The 4,001-nt window shown below is 54.0% G+C and carries 1 tRNA gene and 2 rRNA genes; all 3 read right to left on the bottom strand.

What is annotated here, in order from left to right:
* Positions 1-134: 134 nt before the first annotated feature.
* Positions 135-211 (bottom strand) — tRNA-Met (locus BM413_RS32200).
* Between the two features lie 253 nt (positions 212-464).
* Positions 465-579, bottom strand: a 5S ribosomal RNA gene (gene rrf / locus BM413_RS32195).
* Positions 580-803: 224 nt separating this feature from the next.
* Positions 804-3,616 (bottom strand): 23S ribosomal RNA (locus BM413_RS32190).
* Positions 3,617-4,001: the final 385 nt, after the last annotated feature.

Here is a 4,001-nt window from a genome sequence, read left to right as displayed (position 1 = left end):
GGCGACAGGGTGGCGCATTCATCGTGTGGCTGTTGCGTTGGGGGCGGATGGGGCTGTGGATTGGGGTGTGGAGCTGTTGGAGGGTGGCAGAACGACAAAACCCGCAGCGGGTGCTGCGGGTTTTGTTTCTGATTTGGTTGCGGGGGTAGGATTTGAACCTACGACCTTCAGGTTATGAGCCTGACGAGCTACCGGGCTGCTCCACCCCGCGTCAACTATTCGGCCAAGCCGGCCGGGCAGCCCGGACTTTTTGGTTTGTCCGTCCTCGAAGCCTTTGGCTTCTGCGGGCGGACGGGGCGCTGCTCGACCCTTGCGTCAACCATTCGGCTTGCGGCCGGTCTTTTGTAAGCTGATGCTTACCTTATTACGATGGTCTTCCAACAGAAAGGGCCGCTTGCGCGGCCCGGTGTACCCGTTGGCGGGCCATTATCGTTAGGAGAAGATGATTTACATGCACTTGGCAGACCTGGCAGCGACTTACTCTCCCGCGTCTTGAGACGAAGTACCATCAGCGCTGGAGCGTTTCACGGCCGAGTTCGGAATGGGATCGGGTGCAGCCGCTCCGCCATAACCACCAGGTCGGCAAAGTGCATGTATTTTCGAGAAGCTGTAGGCCGTAGCCAGTTGTCTTTTGTGCTGTAAGTCGCTGCCGACTTACCAGGCGATGCACCCGCTAGCGTGCGACTGCACGCCGTGGCTTATGCCACGCCCCGTCCGGAGGCCAGCCTGGCGTTAGCCAGGCGATACGGCCGTGAGGACAGGAGAGCTGGATGCTCATCGCAGATGAGCATTGGTAAATGAGAACGATCAAGCCAATCGAGCTATTAGTACCGGTAAACTTCATGCATTGCTGCACTTCCATACCCGGCCTATCAACGTGGTCGTCTTCCACGGCTCTCAGGGAATACTCGTTTTAAGGTGGGTTTCCCGCTTAGATGCCTTCAGCGGTTATCCCGTCCGTATATAGCTACCCTGCTATGCGGCTGGCGCCACAACAGGTCCACCAGAGATACGTCCATCCCGGTCCTCTCGTACTAGGGACAGATCCTTTCAATATTCCTACACCCACGGCAGATAGGGACCGAACTGTCTCACGACGTTCTGAACCCAACTCACGTACCGCTTTAAATGGCGAACAGCCATACCCTTGGGACCTGCTCCAGCCCCAGGATGCGATGAGTCGACATCGAGGTGCCAAACAACCCCGTCGATATGGACTCTTGGGGGTCATCAGCCTGTTATCCCCGGCGTACCTTTTATCCGTTGAGCGATGGCCCTTCCACGCGGGACCACCGGATCACTATGACCGACTTTCGTCTCTGCTCGACTTGTCAGTCTCGCAGTCAGGCAGGCTTATGCCATTGCACTCAGCGAACGATTTCCGACCGTTCTGAGCCCACCATCGCGCGCCTCCGTTACTCTTTAGGAGGCGACCGCCCCAGTCAAACTACCCACCATACATTGTCCCGGACCCGGATAACGGGCCGCGGTTAGACATCCATAGAGATAAGGGTGGTATTTCAAGGGTGGCTCCACCAAGGCTGGCGCCCTGGCTTCAAAGCCTACCACCTATCCTACACATGCCACTACGAATGCCAATGTAAAGCTATAGTAAAGGTGCACGGGGTCTTTCCGTCTAACCGCAGGAACCCCGCATCTTCACGGGGAATTCAATTTCACTGAGTCTATGCTGGAGACAGCGGGGAAGTCGTTACGCCATTCGTGCAGGTCGGAACTTACCCGACAAGGAATTTCGCTACCTTAGGACCGTTATAGTTACGGCCGCCGTTTACTGGGGCTTCGATTCAGAGCTTGCACCCCTCCTCTTAACCTTCCAGCACCGGGCAGGCGTCAGACCCTATACGTCGTCTTGCGACTTCGCAGAGCCCTGTGTTTTTGATAAACAGTCGCTACCCCCTGGTCTGTGCCACCCCCATACACTTGCGTGCAAAGGGGTCACGCTTCTTCCGAAGTTACGCGTGCAATTTGCCGAGTTCCTTCAGCATAGTTCTCTCAAGCGCCTTGGTATACTCTACCAGTCCACCAGTGTCGGTTTCGGGTACGGTCTATAAGTGGGAGCTATTTCCTGGAACCACTTCGCCGCCAGATCAATCCAATAAGACCTGACAACACACGTGATCCGTCACTACCCACAGGCCCACGAATATTAACGTGGTTCCCATCGTCTACGCATTTCTGCCTCGACTTAGGGGCCGGCTAACCCTGCTCAGATTAACTTTAAGCAGGAACCCTTGGACTTTCGGCGGGGGAGTCTCTCACTCCCCTTACGTTACTCATGTCAGCATTCGCACTTCTGATACCTCCACCACCCCTCACGGGTATGGCTTCATCAGCTTACAGAACGCTCCGCTACCGCTTGACCCTTGCGGATCAAACCCAAAGCTTCGGTGCATGGCTTTAGCCCCGTTACATTTTCGGCGCAAAGACCCTTATTTAGACCAGTGAGCTGTTACGCTTTCTTTAAATGATGGCTGCTTCTAAGCCAACATCCTGGTTGTTTTGGGATCCTCACATCCTTTCCCACTTAGCCATGACTTGGGGACCTTAGCTGTTGGTCAGGGTTGTTTCCCTCTTCACAATGGACGTTAGCACCCACTGTGTGTCTGCCGACTAGTACTCTCGGGTATTCGGAGTTTGGTTAGGTTTGGTAATCCGGTGAGGACCCCTAGCCCATCCAGTGCTCTACCCCCCGAGGTATTCGGTCGACGCTCTACCTAAATAGATTTCGCGGAGAACCAGCTATTTCCGAGTTTGATTGGCCTTTCACCCCTAGCCACAAGTCATCCCGAACTATTGCAACAGTTATGGGTTCGGACCTCCAGTAAGTGTTACCTTACCTTCATCCTGCTCATGGCTAGATCACTCGGTTTCGGGTCTAATGCGACGAACTGAACGCCCTGTTCAGACTCGCTTTCGCTGCGCCTACACCTACCGGCTTAAGCTTGCTCGTCACACTAAGTCGCTGACCCATTATACAAAAGGTACGATGTCACCCTTGCGGGCTCCATCTGTTTGTAGGCAATCGGTTTCAGGTACTCTTTCACTCCCCTTGTCGGGGTGCTTTTCACCTTTCCCTCACGGTACTAGTTCGCTATCGGTCATGCACGAGTACTTAGGCTTGGAGAGTGGTCTCCCCATGTTCAGACAGGATTTCACGTGTCCCGCCTTACTCAAGGATTTTTGTTCGCGTTACGTGTACGGGGCTGTCACCCATTCTTGCCCTACTTTCCAGAAGGTTCCACTTGTCTCACAAAAATCACTGGCCTGGTCCGCGTTCGCTCGCCACTACTTGCGGAGTCTCGGTTGATGTCCTTTCCTACGGGTACTTAGATGTTTCAGTTCCCCGCGTTCGCCACTTTATCCCTATTGAATTCAGGATAAGTTACCTAATAACGATACTTGTAAACCACAACCGCCACCAAACCGAAGTCCGGCAGCAGCTCTGATTTTACAAGTACCTTAGGTGGGTTTCCCCATTCGGAAATCGTCGGATCAAAGGGTATTCGCACCTCCCCGACGCTTATCGCAGCGTATCACGTCCTTCATCGCCTGTGCATGCCAAGGCATCCACCAATTGCCCTTAAGACACTTGATCGTTCTCATTGCCAATGCTCACCGCGCAAACCCGAAGGGTTTGTCGCGCCCCGGCGCAATCTCGAAGAGATTGTCGCCACAACACGACCCTAACAGGTTGCTTGATGTCATTGACACAAAAAGACCAGCTTCTCGAGATCGGTCCGGGGGCGCGGTTAAACAACCCATCATGTGCGGGAGATTGAGCGTCTCACCGCGACAAACCATTATCCTCAACACATGAACCATCCCGGCAAGCTGTAACGCTTACCCTTCAGGATCATGCTCAGACAATGGAGTCCGAACAAATCTTCTCTTTACGATGTCAAACAGAACAGGCAGGAGGACCAAGAAGTCCGCTGCAAATCTTGATGTGAATGATTTTTTGTCCACCCTCTCGACACCAG

Source organism: Mesorhizobium sp. YR577 (assembly GCF_900116595.1).
GTDB lineage: Bacteria > Pseudomonadota > Alphaproteobacteria > Rhizobiales > Rhizobiaceae > Mesorhizobium_M.
Note: the sequence above shows the minus strand (reverse complement) of the source record. Positions and strands in the feature narration are given on the sequence as shown.